At 67.6% G+C, this 15,829-nt stretch carries 13 protein-coding genes; 5 read left to right on the forward strand and 8 right to left on the reverse strand.

Features of this window, described 5'->3' with window-relative positions; genetic code table 11:
• Positions 1 to 4: 4 nt before the first annotated feature.
• From DKT77_RS00730 to DKT77_RS00755, 6 genes are all read right to left on the reverse strand, one after another.
• Entirely contained in the window at positions 5 to 1,693 is a 1,689-nt protein-coding gene (locus DKT77_RS00730; protein WP_109809931.1) for an ABC transporter ATP-binding protein, read from the reverse strand.
• Positions 1,694 to 1,698: 5 nt separating this feature from the next.
• Positions 1,699 to 2,784 carry an ABC transporter permease gene (locus tag DKT77_RS00735; protein WP_109809828.1) on the reverse strand — a complete coding sequence of 362 codons (1,086 nt, stop codon included), beginning with the start codon at positions 2,782 to 2,784 and terminating at the stop codon, positions 1,699 to 1,701.
• A gap of 172 nt (positions 2,785 to 2,956) precedes the next feature.
• On the reverse strand, positions 2,957 to 4,324 hold the full coding sequence (locus DKT77_RS00740; protein WP_109809932.1) for a CmpA/NrtA family ABC transporter substrate-binding protein: 1,368 nt from the start codon (positions 4,322 to 4,324) through the stop codon (positions 2,957 to 2,959).
• Between the two features lie 265 nt (positions 4,325 to 4,589).
• On the reverse strand, positions 4,590 to 5,765 hold the full coding sequence (locus DKT77_RS00745; RefSeq protein WP_109809829.1) for a CmpA/NrtA family ABC transporter substrate-binding protein: 1,176 nt from the start codon (positions 5,763 to 5,765) through the stop codon (positions 4,590 to 4,592).
• Positions 5,762 to 6,346, reverse strand: a complete 585-nt coding sequence (locus tag DKT77_RS00750) for an ANTAR domain-containing response regulator (protein WP_109809830.1) — start codon at positions 6,344 to 6,346, stop codon at positions 5,762 to 5,764. Before DKT77_RS00750 ends, DKT77_RS00745 begins: the two co-directional genes overlap by 4 nt.
• A 126-nt stretch (positions 6,347 to 6,472) precedes the next feature.
• A complete protein-coding gene (locus DKT77_RS00755) occupies positions 6,473 to 7,915 on the reverse strand; it encodes an alkaline phosphatase D family protein (protein WP_109809831.1) in 1,443 nt (480 codons plus the stop codon).
• 326 nt (positions 7,916 to 8,241) lie between these two features.
• On the opposite strand from DKT77_RS00755, the gene nhaC reads away from it, so the two are divergent.
• Positions 8,242 to 9,762 carry a Na+/H+ antiporter NhaC gene (gene nhaC, locus DKT77_RS00760; protein ID WP_238547590.1) on the forward strand — a complete coding sequence of 507 codons (1,521 nt, stop codon included), beginning with the start codon at positions 8,242 to 8,244 and terminating at the stop codon, positions 9,760 to 9,762.
• A 128-nt stretch (positions 9,763 to 9,890) separates the two neighbouring features.
• Here nhaC and DKT77_RS00765 read toward each other — a convergent pair whose 3' ends face one another.
• Together DKT77_RS00765 and DKT77_RS00770 are read right to left on the reverse strand one after the other, a co-directional pair.
• On the reverse strand, positions 9,891 to 10,091 hold the full coding sequence (locus DKT77_RS00765) for a hypothetical protein (protein WP_109809833.1): 201 nt from the start codon (positions 10,089 to 10,091) through the stop codon (positions 9,891 to 9,893).
• An 85-nt stretch (positions 10,092 to 10,176) separates the two neighbouring features.
• The gene (locus tag DKT77_RS00770) at positions 10,177 to 11,499 is read right to left on the reverse strand and encodes an acetamidase/formamidase family protein (RefSeq protein ID WP_109809834.1); all 1,323 of its coding nucleotides are present in this window, start codon (positions 11,497 to 11,499) and stop codon (positions 10,177 to 10,179) included.
• Positions 11,500 to 11,657: 158 nt separating this feature from the next.
• Here DKT77_RS00770 and DKT77_RS00775 point away from each other — a divergent pair, with 158 nt between their 5' ends.
• From DKT77_RS00775 to DKT77_RS00790, 4 genes are all read left to right on the forward strand, one after another.
• Complete coding sequence (locus DKT77_RS00775) at positions 11,658 to 12,329, forward strand: cupin domain-containing protein (protein ID WP_109809835.1); 672 nt, start codon at positions 11,658 to 11,660, stop codon at positions 12,327 to 12,329.
• A gap of 36 nt (positions 12,330 to 12,365) precedes the next feature.
• A complete protein-coding gene (locus DKT77_RS00780) occupies positions 12,366 to 13,466 on the forward strand; it encodes a flavin monoamine oxidase family protein (protein ID WP_109809836.1) in 1,101 nt (366 codons plus the stop codon).
• 169 nt (positions 13,467 to 13,635) lie between these two features.
• Positions 13,636 to 15,168 carry a caspase family protein gene (locus tag DKT77_RS00785; RefSeq protein ID WP_109809837.1) on the forward strand — a complete coding sequence of 511 codons (1,533 nt, stop codon included), beginning with the start codon at positions 13,636 to 13,638 and terminating at the stop codon, positions 15,166 to 15,168.
• Positions 15,169 to 15,171: 3 nt separating this feature from the next.
• A complete protein-coding gene (locus DKT77_RS00790) occupies positions 15,172 to 15,615 on the forward strand; it encodes a hypothetical protein (protein ID WP_109809838.1) in 444 nt (147 codons plus the stop codon).
• The last annotated feature ends 214 nt before the right edge of the window (positions 15,616 to 15,829 follow it).

The following is a 15,829-nucleotide window of genomic DNA, read 5'->3' on the forward strand; positions in this document are numbered from 1 at the left end:
CGGGTCACTCCGCTGCGAGGGCTTTTGTCGGCGAGGCGGCTGACGGCTTCGGTTTTGCGCCGTGTTCATATTCCTCAAGGAAATCTAATACTTCCTGCCGGTAGTTATAGTAATCGGGATGCTCCAGAAGCGCCTTGCGGGTGCGCGGGCGCGGCAGGTTCACGTCGGTGATCTTGCCGATAGTGGCATGCGGACCATTGGTCATCATGACCACGCGGTCAGCCAGCAGGATCGCCTCGTCGACGTCATGGGTCACGCAGATCGCGGTGACCTTGGTGCGCGACCAGACCTCCATCAGGACTTCCTGCAATTCCCAGCGCGTCAGGCTGTCGAGCATCCCGAACGGTTCGTCCAGAAGCAGCAACTTGGGGCTGAGCGCAAAGGCCCGCGCGATGCCGACGCGCTGCTTCATGCCGTTGGACAGATCGGCCGCGGCCTTGTCCATGCTGTCGGCCAGCCCCACCCGTTCGAGATAGTATTCCACCACGTCTTGCCGTTCGGCCTGCGACGCACGGGGATAGACCTTCTCCACGCCGATCGCGACGTTTTGCTTGGCACTGAGCCAGGGAAACAGCGACGGCGACTGGAACACCACGGCGCGTTCTGGATCGGCGCCTTCCACGTGGCGCCCATCCAGCTTGATTGCGCCCTTCGAGATGGCATTGAGCCCTGCGGCCATCGTCAGCACGGTGGACTTGCCGCATCCGGAATGGCCGATCAAGCTGATGAATTCGCCCCGGTTCACCTTGAGGTCGAAATCCTCCACCACCGTGAGAGGACCTTTGGGTGTCGGGTAGATCTTGTGGAGTTGCGAGAAGTCCAAGAAACGATCCTCGATCATGCCCTGGGTGGTGTCTTGCACCGCCGCGGGCACCCCGTGGATCGGCGTGACCTTCGGCAGGGTCCGGTTGCCCTCGGCCTTCGCCTCGACCCCGGCATCCATCAGGTAGGTGGTCACCGCCGCCCGTAGGTCCTTGAAGCCGTCATGATGGTTCATCTCGGTCCGGTCGCGGGGGCGCGGGATGTCCACCCGGAACTCGCGGCCCAATGTTCCATCCGGGTTCAGCGCGATGATCCGGTCGGCCAGCACTATCGCTTCGTCCACGTCGTTCGTGATCAGCACACAGGTTTTCTTCTCCTGCTCCCAGATCGCCTCGATCTCGTCCGCAAGGTTGGCGCGCGTCAGCGCATCTAGAGCTGACAGCGGTTCATCCAGCAAAAGTACTTCAGGATCCATCGCCAAGGCACGGGCAACATTCACTCTTTGCCGCATCCCGCCGGACAGTTCCGCCGGACGGCGTGTGGCGGCGTGGCCAAGGCCCACCATCCGGACGTAGTGCGCGACCTTGGCGGCGCGGTCGGCCTTCGGCATGGACGGGAAGATCGTATCAACGGCAAGGGCGACATTGCCGCTGACCGTCAGCCAAGGCATCAGCGAATAGCTTTGGAAGATCACGCCGCGTTCCGGGCCGGGGCCTGTGACCGGCTTGCCGCGAAAGGTCACGTTGCCGGAACTGGGCATTTCCAGCCCCGCCAGAAGATTGATCAGCGTCGTCTTGCCGGTACCGGAAAAGCCAAGCAAAACAAGAAACTCACCCTCCTTTACGTCTAGGTCTATGTTCCGCAGAACGTCGCTGCGCTGCGTGCCTTCTCCGAAGCTTTTGGAAACGTTGTCGAGGTGCAGGACACTCATGGCGGTCACCGATTGTTCGTGAAGGTGAAGAGCGACTGCAGCGCATACATCACACGATCGAGCAGAAACCCAATGATTCCAATGGTGAACACGGCGACCATGATCTTGGCGAGGCTGCTGGACGAGCCGTTCTGGAACTCGTCCCAGACGAACTTTCCAAGGCCCGGGTTCTGGGCCAGCATCTCGGCGGCGATCAGCACCATCCAGCCAACCCCCAGCGACAGGCGCAGCCCGGTGAAGATCAGCGGCAACGCGGAAGGCAGCACCAGCTTGGTGATCTTTGTCCAGGTGTTCATCTTCAGCACCTTCGACACGTTCACCAGGTCACGGTCGATGGATGCGACACCAAGAGCCGTATTGATCAGCGTAGGCCAAAGTGAACAAAGGGTTACAGTAATTGCTGAAACTAGGAACGACTTGGAAAACAGCCCGTCATTGGTGGTGTAAACGGCCGAAACGACCATGGTGACGATGGGCAGCCATGCGAGCGGTGAGACCGGCTTGAATATCTGGATCAGCGGGTTCAGCGCGGCGTTGGCGGTTGCCGACAGGCCCGCCGCGATGCCCAGCGGAACGGCGATGATCGTGGCGATCAGAAAACCGAAGAACACCGTGTTGATGGAGGTCCAGATCTGCTGATAGTAACTGGGCGCACCTGTATAAGCGACTGTTTTGACATCGTCATCGCGTCCCTGTTCGATCAGGCGCTGGTTACGCTTCTCGACCATCGCCTCGAACTTGGCGCGCTTTTCGCCGGTGGCCTGTGCGTCTTCGTGCAAATTCACCGCCTCGGTCCAGACCTGCGCCGGGCCGGGAATGGCACCGAGCGACGTCTGAACCTGCGGCGCGAGGGTGCCCCAGAGCAGCAGGAAGGCCGCGATCGCCAACAGAGGCACGAACAGAAGCCGCCATATTTCGGACAATTGCGCGCGGGGATTGTCGCCTGCCGCTGCCTTGAGCATGGGTGTCAGCCACGACAGGCCGATGACCTGGAACCATTTGTCGGCGGCGTTGATGCGGGTGAACAGGCGCTCGCGGCGCGCGGCGTGGGCGGGGTCTGCGGCGATGAAACCGGGATCTGTGGCGGTCATGGCGAGGCTCCTTGGCGGGGCTGGCGTCAGCTGAGGGGCGAAGAACGGGTTTGGGACTGTGCTGGAGTCTTGTAAGCGTCTCTTGGGAGTCCACGCGGGGCGCTGGTTGGGCGCGCGACCTGTGCAATGCCCGCCCGCCGCGCTCCCGTGAGGCGCGGCAGGCAGGCCGGGATCAGCCTTCGACGCCCGCGCCGGTAACGCGCTGGTCGCCCTTCAGGCCAATCGGAAGGCTGTCGAGATAGGCGTTCGGTGTGCGGCCGTCATAGGCGATGCCGTCGATGATGTCGGAGGCGGGGGTCGGCGCCTTGTAGCCGTCGCTATCCCAAGGGAAGTCGGCGGCGTCGGCCAGCCCCTCATCGACCAGAAGCTGCGCGGCAGCCAGGTAGATCTCGGGCTTGTAGACCGACTTCGCGACCTCGTCATACCAGCTGTCGGGCTTGGCTTCGGCGATCTGGCCCCAACGGCGCATCTGGGTCAGGTACCAGACCGCGTCGGAGTAGAACGGGTAGGTCGCATTGTAGCGGAAGAACACGTTGAAGTCGGGTACCTCGCGCACATCGCCCTTCTCGTATTCGAACGTGCCGGTCATGGAATTTGCGATCACCTCGGCGTCGGCGCCGACATACTGGGACTGGGCCAGCATCTCCACCGCCTCCATGCGGTTGGCGTTGTCGTTCTCGTCAAGCCAGATTGCGGCGCGGATCAGCGCCTTGACCACGGCGAGGGTCGTGTTCGGGTTCTCCTCGGCAAACTCGGCGGTGATTCCGAACACTTTCTCAGGATTGTTCTTCCACAGCTCGTAATCGGTTATGACCGGCACGCCGATGCCCTTGAACACCGCCTGCTGGTTCCACGGCTCACCCACGCAATAGCCGTAGATCGTGCCCGCCTCGAGGGTGGAGGGCATCTGTGGCGGCGGCGTCACCGACAGGAACACGTCGGCGGCGATCTGGCCGGTCACGTTCTCGGGGGAGTAATAGCCGGGGTGCAGCCCGCCGGCGGCGAGCCAGTAGCGCAATTCGTAATTGTGGGTCGACACCGGGAACACCATGCCCATGTTGAACGGCTTGCCTTCGGCGCGATACTTCTCGACCACAGGAGCGAGCGCGCTGGCGCTGATCGGGTGCTGCGGGCGGCCGTCATCCATGGCGGGGATGTTTGGCTTCATCTCGGCCCAGACCTCGTTGCTGACCGTGATGCCGTTGCCGTTCAGATCCATCGAGAAGGGCGTGATGATATGCGCCTCGGTCCCGTAGCCGATGGTCGCGGCGAGCGGCTGGCCCGCCAGCATGTGCGCGCCGTCGAGTTGACCGCCGATCACGCCGTCCAGCAGCACTTTCCAGTTGGCCTGCGCTTCGAGCGTCACGAACAGGCCTTCATCGAGGAAATAGCCGTTCTCGTAGGCCACGGCGAGCGGCGCCATGTCTGTCAGCTTGATGAAGCCGAACGTCAGTTCGTCCTTTTCCAGTTCGAGTGACTGCGCCAGCGCCGGGGACACCAGCGCGGTCGTGGCTGCAAGGCCGAGAAGAAGGGTTTTCAGGGTCGTCATGGTGTGGTCCTTTCCTTGACCCGGCGCACCGGGAACGAAAAAAGCCGCCGACAGCACCGCCGGAAGGGGCGGAGTGTCGAGCGGCTTTGCTCATGCAATCCCGGTCATTCGGGAGGAATTAGGTGAAGCGGCGTCGTTGCCGGATCTTCCCCTTCATCACGCGGTGGGCGCGGGGCGTCCATTGAAACGCGCGGTGCGCGCCGGATTTGTCGCAGGTGCGGCGTGGCACGTGCTGCGGCTGCACAATTCTTGCGCGTCAGTCCGGCGCGGGCTCAAAAATGCGGCCATCGAAGAACGCGTCGCGGCGGAGAATCAGCTTGCCCGCAGCCGAAGCGACGGCAGTGTCGGCCTGCACCGCCCCTTCGATCTTGACCGACGCGCCGGGCAGGTCGGCCGAGGTGCCGTGCAGCGCGGCGCGGTGCAGGTCGCTGCGGTAGACCGAGCGCGCGGCGCGGGCGGCGGCGTCCGGGTCGCGCCCGGTGCGGGCGGCAAGGCGGCGGCCTATCCATTCGGCTTGGCTCCGCCACGGGAAGCTTGCCGCACCGCGGTGGAATTCCACGAAACCGGGCACCTGCCGTTCCTCGCCCGCCGCCGAAATCACAAGCCGCCCCGACAGCGCGCGTTCGATCACCTCGGGCGCGAGATCGAGAAAGCCGGGCCGGGCCAGCAATTCACCCGCCAGAAGGCGCGAGGACGGATCATCGAGCCAGCGGCCCGCGCGCCAGACCGCGCGGATCAGCCGCCCGGTCAGCGAGGTTTCGGTTTCGGCCCAGTCCTCGCGCACGGCGAGCACCTTTTCCGGCGCGAAGGCCCAGATCGCGCAGCAAGGCAGCAGCAGAGCGCCGACCCCGTCATCGACCGTCATCGATCCCCACGGCTCGCCCACGCAGAAGGCGTCGATTTCGCCGGCGGCGATGGCACGGGCCATCAGCGCCGGCGGCACGGTGCGGATTTCGACACGGGGAGCGGCATCGGGAGCCAGCGCTTCCAGCCAGTAGTGTACAAGTTCAGCGTGCATCGAGAACGGGAACGGCACGCCGATACGCAGTGGCGCGCCTGCTGCGGCCAGCAGCGCGCGACCGGCGGCGTAGGGATCGTTGAAGGCGAAGTCGTGTCCGGCGTCTCGCAGTCGGGTTTCCAGTGCGCGGCTGACACCGATCACGTTGCCGTTGACCGACAGCACCGACACTGCGGCGAGTGGCGCGCCCGCTCCGCCCAGCCCCATCGCGGCGGCGACCGGCACCGGAGCGAGCATGTGGGCGGCGTCCACCTGCCCGAAGCGCAACATGTCGCGCAAGCTGGACCAAGACGGCGCGCGGCGCAGGTCGAGCGCGATGCCTTCCTCCTCGGCGAAACCCATCTCCTGTGCCACGATCAGCGGCGCGGCGTCCACCAGGGGGATGTAGCCGACGCTGAGTTCGGTGGCCTTCATGACAACAGCCCCGCGGCGGTGACCAACGCGGCGGCGACATCGGCCAGCCGCTTGCCCTGGTCCATCGCGGCCTTGCGCAGGATCGCGTAGGCCTCGTCCTCGTCCACGCCGCGGGCCTTGATAATGATGCCCTTGGCGCGGTCGATGAGCTTGCGTTCCTCCAGCGCGCGCTTGGTTTCGGCAAGTTCGGTCCGCATTCGCTGGAACATTCGGAAGCGGGCGATAGCGGCATCGAGGATCGGCTTGAGCCGGGCGGACTGCATCCCGTCCACAACGTAGGCGGACACTCCGGCCTCGATCGCGGCGGCGGTCATGCCGTCGTCGGACCGGTCCACGAACATCGCCACGGGGCGGTCCATCGGTCCCGACGCAAGCGCGAGTTCCTCGAGCATGTCGCGGGAAGGGTTCTCGATGTCGATCAGCACCACGTCGGGCTGGCGGGCCTGGATCTGCCGCGCAAGGCCGGTGGGGTCGGCGATGACGTGGATCTCGTAGTCGCCCGCGGCGCGCAGGCTGTCCACGATCTGCATGGCACGGCTGCGGTCGGCTTCGACGACGATGACGGAAAGTGCATTCGGCATGGCCGGAGCATCAGCAGCCGCCGCCGACAGAGTAAAGCGCCATTGCGGTGCGGATGCCGATGATGCGCGACTTTCGCGGCCCGGCTGCCCGAAAAACAGGCAGCCGCAGGACGTTGCGGGCGCCGATCAGATCGCCAGCGGGTCGGACGGCCCGGAATGTTCCAGCACCCAGACCGCCGACCACGCCCCGTCGCTGCGCGCCAGCGTCAGGTAGTTGCGCTCGGCGGCGTAGCGGCCGGGTTGGCCAGGAATGCGGTGGATGCGGATCGGGTGGCCTTTCAGCGGCGCCTCGCCCAGCAGCGCGATGCTACCGAGGATGCGCGCCCAGGCCTTCGGCGGGGCACGGTGCGCGATGCCCGACGCGACCAGCTGGTGCAGCACGTGACCCGGCGCGACGTCCATCGTGGCTCGTGTGGCGAGGTGGATCTCGCCCGACAGCGCGGTGATGTCCTGCCCTTCGGTCTGCGCGATGTTGCAGACCAGCCGTAGCATCCGCTGCCACGACGCCCGATGCGCGCGGCTTTGCCACTGGTCACGAAGGTCGTCCTCATAGTGCTGCATCTTGGGTATAACCAGCATCAGGCTTTCCAGCAGCGACAGTCGAGGCCCCAGCAGCGGCACGCTGGACATCAGCAGCGTTCGGCCTGGCGCCGCGCGCCGCGCTTCGGTGTCCATCATCGCCCAGCCAGCCGACCCCATCACCTGACGGCGCGTGCGTTCCGATCGCAGGTCCGGTGCCAGCAGCCGCAGCCCCGGCGCCTGTACCGACCAGCCGAGGCTGCCACCCGCGCGATCATGGAAGCGCGGCGGCAGCGCTCCGTCCTGCGCCCCATGCTGAAACACGAGGAAGGCCTCGCGCGCGATGGAAAAGAGCGTCTGCCCCACCGCCGATCGGGTCGCACCCTCTGCCAGTGAGCCCCATCCGTCGCAGATGTCGTGGTCGTCCCATTGCATCAGCGAGGGCACCCGAGCGGCCAGCCACGCAAATTCCGGCGCCGCGTAAAGCGCGGCATAGCGCGCCAGAAACTTTTCCCGGAGATGCTTGCGCAGCCCGGCGACCTCCGTCCCTGTGGGCGTGGTCGGCAAGCGCCCGGGCCAGCCGTCCGACAGCGGGTGGCCATGCGTCGCTTCGTCGGCATAGACTTGGTCGCCGCCATGCAGCAGCAGCGCGAAAGGCGCACGCCGGTGCTCCGCCCCGAGCCGCGCCCACATCGCGTTGCGTTCGGACCCTTCGCGGTCCAGATCTCCCGTCTCCTCGCCGTTGCAGGACACGAAGGCGAGCCGCAGGTCGCCGGAAAGATCGCCCGCCAGCGGGAACTCCTGCCCGTCCCATGCGTAGACGGAGCGTCGGGTTGCGGGCCGCGTGAAGCGCGCGACATGGACCGAGGCGCCGGGATAGTGGGCGATGCACTGCATCGGGGCCGCCTGCCCGTCCACCGTCAACGGGCCGGGCACCTGCCCGGCGGGAGCGATGAACAGCGCGGCGAGGTGCAGGGCTCCGTCCCGGATGTCGTCGAGGATCAGAACGGGGCCGATGATGCCGGAGATGATGCTGGAACAGTTGGACATGGCAGGCGGGGCGATGTGGCCCCTCGGGGTCCTTTTGGCTGGGTCGGTCGCTCAGGGGGCATATAGACCACCGCGCGCTGAGGACCGCCAGTGCTTGCAGGTGGCCGCGGTTCTCGGAACCGCTCGCCCGCGCAGGGCCATGACCGGCGCGCCGCACATCGGGCGGCGTGATGCGTCGGTGCACGCGTCGTCAATTCGCTCCTGCGCCTGCCCCGCCTCTGCCACCCCGTGCCAGCCCCCGTGCTCTCATGCGCTGCGTGTCATCTCTAGCGCAGCTCCTGCGCGCCCCGCGTGCGCCCTTGCAAGCAATAGGAAAGGAAGCCGATTTGACTGAACCTGAAACACCGCCGCGCAAGCCGTCACTGGGTCTTGCGCTTGTTCCCGTGGTGCTGACGCTGGCCACGCTGGGCCTGCAGCTGTTCTATTTCGGGGATTTCACCCCGCATATCCCGCTGGCGATCGGCCTTGCCATAACCGGCCTTGTCGGCCTTTCGCTGGGGCACACCTGGCCCAGCCTCGAGGACGGGGTGTTCCGTGTCATCAACGTGTCGCTGCCATCGGTGTCGGTGCTGATCGTCGTGGGCATGCTGATCGGCGTGTGGATCGCCAGCGGCACGGTGCCGACGCTGATCTACTACGGTCTGATCATCCTGTCGCCGCAGATCTTCCTTGCGGCCGCGATGGTCATGTGCGCCGTCGTCTCGGTGTCGCTTGGCACCAGCTGGGGCACGGTCGGCACGATCGGGCTGGCGCTGATGGGCATCGGCGCAGGTTTCGACGTGCCGGTCTACTGGACCGCCGGCGCCGTCGTGTCGGGCGCATTCTTCGGCGACAAGATCTCGCCCCTTTCGGACACGACCAACCTGTCACCGGCCGTGACCGGGCAGAACCTGTTCGCGCATATCCGCAACATGATGCCGACGACTGTTCCTGCCATGCTCATCGCACTGGCGATCTATACTTGGGCGGGATTCTCGATGGTCGAGGCGGGCGGCACCTCGTTCGAGAGGATCGACAGCATCACCACCGCCCTGCAGGCGAATTTCCTGATATCGCCCTGGCTGCTGGCGCCCGCGCTTCTGGTGATCGGGCTGGCGGTGGCGCAGAAGCCGCCGATCCCTTCGCTGTTCGCGGGCGTGATCGCGGGCGGGCTAACGGCGATGCTGGCGCAGGGATCCGGGCTGCATGACCTTTTCGGCTATGCCAATGGCGGCTACAGCATCGACACCGGGGTGCGCGAGATCGACAGCCTGCTGAACCGGGGCGGGGTGCAGTCGATGATGTGGACCATCTCGCTCATCCTGATCGCGTTGGGGTTTGGGGGCGCACTGGAGCGCACCGGCTGCCTAGAGACGATCATCCAGGCAATACTCGCGCGGGTCCACAGCTTCGCAGGGGTGCAGACTGCTGCCATCGGTACGTCGGTGGCGACCAACCTCGTGGCGGGCGATCCCTACCTGTCGATCGCGCTGCCGGGCCGGATGTATGCGCCGGTCTATCGCGGCATGGGCTATTCCACGCTGAACCTGTCACGGGCCATCGAGGAGGGCGGCACGCTGATGTCGCCGCTGATCCCGTGGAACGCCGGCGGTGCCTTCGTGATCTCGGCGCTTGGTCTTGGCATCGCGCAGGGCGAGTTGGTGAACCTGATGTACATTCCGCTGGCCTTTGCCTGCTGGATCACGCCGATCATCGGCATCGTCTATGCCTGGACGGGTCTGTTCTCGCCCCGCGCCTCCGAGGCGGAAATCGCAGACTGGCGCGCGCAGGATCGGGCGATCCTTGACATGAGCGCACATGGCTACGGCCATCCGCTGGAGAACGGCCCCCGTCCGGCCACGGCCTGACGCGTCCGGGCCGGTACCAGGCCGGTCCTGGGTCGTAACTGGACAGGGTGTTCTGGCAAAACACCCCGCTCCGGCCTTGCCCCCGGTTCCCTGCCTTCGCATTGGCGGATGGCAGGCACGATCCGACCCTATCCGGACGACAGCGCCGGTTCCGGGGCGCGTGGAAGGGCCAGGTTCTGCCCGTCCTGCGCTCCGAACAGCGTATGAAGCGCCTCTTTCGCTGGCCAATGCAGCCAGTCGGCGGTGATCGGTGTGACGTCGTGCAGCGGTGCCGCGCACCACCGAAGGCGAAAGGCGTCTTTGGACGCGTCGAGTTTTCGGGCGGTCACGGCGCTCCGTATTCGGGCGGGCTACACGTCGTCACCTCGCTGCCCGCGCGTCGCGCCGTGTCGCCGCACCGGTCCCGGCGCGGGCTCAGAGCCCGTATTGTTCGCGCGCGTAGTCGCCCAGCCCGACGGCGTCGAGCCGTGCCAGCGGGGCGAGGAAGGTCACCTGAATAACTCCGGGCGCGCGCCCGATCTCGATCGCGCCGTTGACCGTCGCACGGTTGCGTATTTCGGCCACCGACAGGCCGAGCAGCGCCGCGGCCCGCGCCAGCCCGTTCTCGATCGCGTCGTTTAAATTGGCGGCGGTACCGATAACCGAAACCGGGGCCAACGGTTCGATCTCGCCCACCCCCCATTTCGCAGCCAGCCGCACGCCCTTGGCGATCTCGGCCTCGCTGAAGGGCCGGGCGAGCGGCGGTAGATCCTCGGCCAGCGGAAACAGGACCGGCCCGTCGATCGGGTAGCCTTTAACCACCTCGACCTGCAGCGTCACGCTCCCGGATACGTCCATCGTGTGCCCGGCGATCTCGCCATCGCCCTGCCCGGCGTGCATGTCGCCCATGTAGACCCCGGCGCCCGGCACCTTGACCGGCGCGACAAGGATCGCGCCGGCGCGCACCGCGTCGATGTCCATGTGCCCATCAGTCTTGTGTTCGGCCAGTTGTTCGGCGGTGATCCCGTAGTCATGCGGCGCCCCGACGAGGAAGGCGCCGAAATCGCCGGCATTATGGCTGTCGGGCATCGGCATCGACGGGCAGGTGCCGAGCTGGCCCATGAACGGGCGCATCCGCACCAGCGTACCGGGCATGTCGCTGGGTGCGTAGGTCAGGATCGAATGTTGGCGGCTGGCATCTGGCAGCGCCGCGTAGTGGTCGGCTTGCCGGGCGATCGTTTCGGCGGCCTCGCGCGGGAGGGTCAGCCCGACGCTGCGGGTATCGTCGAACGTCACCGTGTAGCCGTGCACCACCGAGAACGGCGTGACCGCGTTGCCGCAGGCGTCGCATTTGACCGCGTCCTGCCCGATGCCTTCGACATGGGTTTCCGGCCAGACGGTGTCACAGGCCGGGCAGCGCGCAGCGACGTAGGGATCGCCGAGGCAGAAACTCTCGGGCGAGCTGTCATGCCCGGACGCGGTGGCGATGGAGGTCACGGTGATGTCGCGGATGCGGATCGCGATGCCGTCGCCGACCTCTGCTCCGGCCACGAAGACCGGTTGCGTGACCTCGTGCCCGCCCCGCAGGCGCGGGGTGATCATCGGGCCCCAGCAGCCCGGCGCGGTGTTGGCGATGATCGTGCCGCCGTCCTCGACCGGACCCAGCATCGGCGCCCCGGGATCGAGCACGCTGTTCGTGAAGTCCTGCACCACCACGCTGCGCCGCGGGATCGCCCCGCCGGTGTTTCCGTCCGCCATTCCATCCTCCCGTTCATGCGGCCGCTGCGGGCCGATTGCTTCTGCGCCGTTGCGCCGTTTGCCACGTACCCCTTTTGCCGTGCGCGTTGCGCCGCGCCCCGGTGCGTGGCACCAAGGATATCAGAGTGCGGGAGCGCGGCGGACACAAGGAAAAACACATGGACCTGAATTCGGATTTCACGCGGCCGGTGCGGGTGCAGGCCGGGCAGCTGCCGTGGACGGCCTCGCCGTCGCCGGGTGTGGAACGGCGTATGCTCGACCGGATCGGCGGCGAGGTCGCCCGCGCCACCAGCATCGTGCGCTTCGCGCCGGGGCACAGCTTTTCGCCCCATACCCATGGCGGCGGCGAGGAATTCCTGGTGCTGGAAGGTGTGTTCCAGGACGAGCATGGCGACTACCCGGCGGGCACCTACGTGCGCAATCCGCCGACCACGCGGCACACGCCGGGGTCGCGGGACGGATGCACGATCTTCGTCAAGCTTTGGCAGTTCGACCCGGACGACCGCACACAGTTCCACCGCCCGATCGTCGATGGGCTGGTCCCCGCCGGGCCGGGCGTGCGGCAGGCGGTGCTGCACCGAGACGCGCGCGAGACGGTCAGCCACATGGTGCTGGCGCCGGGCGCAGCGCTGAACCTCGACCCTGAGGGCGGCGCGGAACTTCTGGTTCTGTCGGGCAGCCTGTCGGATGGCGGCGGCGAGGTACTGGAGCCGCAGGGCTGGCTGCGGCTGCCGGTCGGGGCGCCGCTGCGCGCCCGCGCCGGGCAGGAGGGAGCGGCGCTCTGGATGAAGACGGGTCACCTGCGCTTCGTCGTTGCCCCTGATGTCTGAGGCGGGCGGCCCTGCGGCGCCGCACGGCGAGCCGCGGTGAGCGCCCAGCCCCCGGCCGCCGCAGATGTGGCGATCGTCGGCGGCGGGCTGACCGGGCTGGCGTTGGCCCGGCATTTCCACGCCGCCGGGTTGGACGTGCAACTGTTCGAGGCGCGTCCACGCTTCGGCGGCCGCATCGCGGTGCTGGACACGGGTGACGGCGGGGCGGTGGACCTCGGGCCGTCGTGGCACTGGCCCGGTCAGCCGCGCATCGCGGCGCTGGCCCGCGCGCTCGGCTTACGGGTGTTCGCGCAGCACGATACCGGGCATTTCGTGCTGGAGGAGGCGGGCGGCGCCGTGCGGCTTTTGGACGGCATTTCGCCGATGGCGGGCACGCTGCGGGTGGAAGGCGGGATGGGTGCGCTGATCGCGGGGCTGCTGGCTGGGCTGCCGGCCACGTGCTGCCATGCGGGGCACGCGGTCACAGGTGTCGCACCTGACGGGCGGCTCACGTTTCGGCAGGGCGGAGAATGCATGGCGCGCCGGGTGTTGCTGGCACTGCCTCCCCGGCTGGCGGCGGACCTTGCGGGCGGGCCGGAAGGGGGTGTGCTGGACGCCGCAGCGCTGCGCGCGGCGCGTTCGGTGCCGACCTGGATGGCGGGCCATGCCAAGCTGGTCGCGGTCTACGACCGGCCGTTCTGGCGCGATGCCGGCCTTTCGGGCAGCGCCCAAAGCCGACTTGGCCCGCTGGTCGAGATCCATGACGCCAGCGGGGCGGACGGACGTCCTGCGGCGCTGTTCGGCTTCGTCGGAGTGTCGGCCGCGCAGCGCGCGGGCAACGACGCCGCCCTAGTTGTGGCGGCGCTGGCGCAACTGGCGCGCCTGTTCGGCCCGCAGGCGGCGCATCCGCGCCTCCACGCGCTGCAGGACTGGGCGCAGGAACCGTTCACGGCCGTGCCCGCCGACCGCGACCCGCCACCTGGGCACCCGGTCTATGGTCCGGTCCCGGCGCTGGTGTGGTCAGGCGCGGGCCGGGTTCACATCGCGGCGAGCGAAACCGCGCCCGAGGCGGGCGGGCTGATGGAGGGTGCGCTGGCCGCGGCGGAAGACATGGCCGCGCGGTTACTCGCGGGCCAAGCGCCGGAGGACCCGCGGTAGCGCGTGTGCTGCCCCGCCCGGACCAGCACGCGCCATCGCCGCAGGAGAGCGGCCCGGAGCAGGCCCGGCGCTTGCCGCGAGGCGGCGGCACGCGGCATCGGCAAACCCGACCTTGACGCGGGCGGGTCGTGCTGCATGGTCATCGAGACCGCCGACTGGAGATCCCACCATGCGCCGCGCCCTGCCGATCCTTCTTTTCCTGTGCGCCCTGCCCTGCCTTGCTGCGGCACAGGATCGCGTCGCGCTGCTGATCGGCAATGGCGGGTATGCCGACGATGCGCTTGGGCTGCGCAACCCCGCCAACGATGTGCGGGCGCTGGACACTGCGCTGACCGAACTCGGGTTCGAAGTCCGCGCCGAGGTGGACCTTGGCCGCCCGGCGATGAGAGAGGCGCTGGACTGGCTGCGCCGCGCGGCACAGGAGGCCGAGGTTGCGCTGGTGTTCTTCGCCGGGCATGCGGTTCAGGTCGGCAGCGAGAACCTGATGATCGGAGTCGATCTGCCCGAGTTGTCCGCCGCAGCGGTCGCCGGGTCCAGCGTCACGCTGACCGAGGTTCTGGATGCGGTCGAAAGCGCCGGGGCGGACCTTGCGCTGGTGGTACTGGACGCCTGCCGCGACAACCCGCTCGGCGCGGCGCAGGTCGGCCGGGCGGGCCTTTCGCCGGTGTCGGGCGGGCTCGGCACGCTGGTCGCCTACGCCACCGATCCGGGCAACGTGGCCACCGACGGGTTCGGCGACAACAGCACCTTCACAGAGGCGCTGCTGGATCACGTCGCGACACCGGGCATCGACGTGCGGGTCATGTTCGGCCGGGTCCGCCAGCAGGTCGTGCGCGCGACGGGTGGACAGCAGGTGCCTTGGGTCGAGGAGGCCGTTCTGGGCGAGCATTACCTAGCCGCCGCGCCGCCGGAGCGTACGCCGGATGACGAGGTACGGATTTGGCGCGCCGCAGTCGCGGCACAGACGGTCGAGGGCTACAGCGATTATCTCGGCCGGTTTCCGGAGGGCATCTACCGGATCGTGGCTGGGCTGCGGATCGACGAGTTGCAGGGCGCCGCGCTGCCCGCCGCGCACGAGGTGCCGCTTACGGCCGAGCAACTCGCCGATGCACGCGCGGCGCTGGAAATGATCGGCTATGTCGTGCCGGGCGCGGTTGAGGTTGGCCCCGGGCGCATCCGGCAGGCCTTCGCGCTGTGGCGGTCGGTACAGCCAGGCGGAGCGGGCGATTTCTCCACCCTGATGCGCGAGGCGGCCCGCACGGCAACCTTCGTGGGCACCTATACTGCAGGCATTCTGCAGACCGACCTGCGCCGCTTCGCGTCGGTGGACGAGGGCTACCGGGCATCGGCGGAAAACCTTCGCATCGCCGAGGCTGATTTCGCGGACGATCCGGCGGCGCAGAACGCGCTGGAAACGATGCGCGCGGATCTCGGGCGGATCGGCCAGATCCGGCTGGAGGTCGCCGCCGATCTTGACCAAAGCCGAACCTATTACGGCGATCTCGTCACGCTGACGGTGCGGCACCTCGCCGATTGGATGACTGAAGCCGCGCAGCCGCGTTTCGCCTCCAGCCGGGGGATCACGCGTCTGTCTGACCGGGCACTGAGCGATGCCCGGATGTTCCACGATCACCTGCGGATGGCTCGCACGGCGCCCGATGGCTCGTATGCGTGGCTGGCCGCGATGCTGAAGGAGTTCTGAACGATGACACGGGCGTGTGCGATCGTGCTTGCGGTGCTGGCGCTGCTGGGCGGATGTGGGTGGCCGGACTGGTCCGGCGGCGACGGCAACGCAAATACGGGATGGCGCTCAGGTTGGAGCGAGACGGCACCGGCCACGGAGCAGGCTCCGCGCACGGGCTGGCAGTCCCGGCCCGCCGAACCGTCCATTGCGGCGACGACGGCCATTCCCTCGGCCGAGGAAATGAGGCTTTGGGAAGAGCAATGGGCCCGGTCGCGCCGGGCGTTGGCCGACGCGCAAGCCGAAGCCGCTGCCGCAGGCCGGAACCTTGCGCCGGAGGTGAGCGCGGAGGTGACTGAGGTTGTCAACCGCGAGGTCACCGCCCCGGACGATGCCGCGCGGCTCGAGCGGCTGCAACGCTCGGTGTCCGATGCCCGCCGCCTTGCGGAGATCGTCGGCGCAGGGTGATGACCCCGACGTGACCTGCCGCCTGAGGTTGCGCCGCGCCCCGTTGCCGTCGCCTAGCATTGGGCCCAGAACAGTGGCGCATTGGCCGAACTGCATCACCTGCCGCCCCGCGGTCGGTTGCCGGTTGCCCTGTCTCTTCATCGCGGCGTATCTACACGAAAATATCCGCTCCCAGCTGCATCGGTGTTCGCGGCAGATGATCTTGCGTCTGCCC

It is taken from the genome of Meridianimarinicoccus roseus (assembly GCF_003172915.1).
Lineage (GTDB): Bacteria > Pseudomonadota > Alphaproteobacteria > Rhodobacterales > Rhodobacteraceae > Meridianimarinicoccus > Meridianimarinicoccus roseus.

Bases quoted from the DNA above. Each gene is read 5' to 3' on its own strand.
- DKT77_RS00770 (WP_109809834.1), bottom strand. From the start codon at position 11,499: ATGGCGGACGGAAACACCGGCGGGGCGATCCCGCGGCGCAGCGTGGTG.
- DKT77_RS00745 (WP_109809829.1), bottom strand. From the start codon at position 5,765: ATGAAGGCCACCGAACTCAGCGTCGGCTACATCCCCCTGGTGGACGCC.
- DKT77_RS00790 (WP_109809838.1), top strand. From the start codon at position 15,172: ATGACACGGGCGTGTGCGATCGTGCTTGCGGTGCTGGCGCTGCTGGGC.
- DKT77_RS00775 (WP_109809835.1), top strand. From the start codon at position 11,658: ATGGACCTGAATTCGGATTTCACGCGGCCGGTGCGGGTGCAGGCCGGG.
- DKT77_RS00735 (WP_109809828.1), bottom strand. From the start codon at position 2,784: ATGACCGCCACAGATCCCGGTTTCATCGCCGCAGACCCCGCCCACGCC.
- DKT77_RS00750 (WP_109809830.1), bottom strand. From the start codon at position 6,346: ATGCCGAATGCACTTTCCGTCATCGTCGTCGAAGCCGACCGCAGCCGT.
- DKT77_RS00755 (WP_109809831.1), bottom strand. From the start codon at position 7,915: ATGTCCAACTGTTCCAGCATCATCTCCGGCATCATCGGCCCCGTTCTG.
- DKT77_RS00730 (WP_109809931.1), bottom strand. From the start codon at position 1,693: ATGAGTGTCCTGCACCTCGACAACGTTTCCAAAAGCTTCGGAGAAGGC.
- DKT77_RS00785 (WP_109809837.1), top strand. From the start codon at position 13,636: ATGCGCCGCGCCCTGCCGATCCTTCTTTTCCTGTGCGCCCTGCCCTGC.